The sequence below is a fragment of the Pseudoalteromonas aliena genome (genome assembly GCF_038155085.1).
Classification (GTDB): Bacteria; Pseudomonadota; Gammaproteobacteria; order Enterobacterales; family Alteromonadaceae; genus Pseudoalteromonas; species Pseudoalteromonas aliena_A.
In genome coordinates this window covers 1-248 of record NZ_JBAKAU010000077.1, presented here as the reverse complement: position 1 = coordinate 248, position 248 = coordinate 1, and the positions used below count along the sequence as shown (strand labels likewise).

The window sequence follows — 248 nt, the reverse complement described above, 5'->3', positions numbered from 1 at the left end:
GAATCGTAATATACTGTAAAGTTACCCGAATGCTCTGACAGGCGAGGGAATGATTTATATTGATCAATACCTGAATTTCCAACATTACGGTACAGTGCTTCACCATCAGCAAATGTATAGTTAGCAATAACACATAAGTTATTAAATGGGGCTGGTAAATAGTCGAGGTCTCGTTGATAATCGAGCTCCCAGCGACTAATATCAGTTTCATCTAATTTTTGTGGATGAATAACAGTAAAAACAGTATT

The 248-nt window shown here is 36.3% G+C and carries 1 protein-coding gene; it reads right to left on the bottom strand.

Translation table 11 applies throughout. The annotated features are described in order from the left end of the window. Positions 1–248, bottom strand: a 248-nt coding sequence (locus V6260_RS18610; RefSeq protein WP_341595573.1) for a hypothetical protein, incomplete at both ends; no start/stop codon positions are given.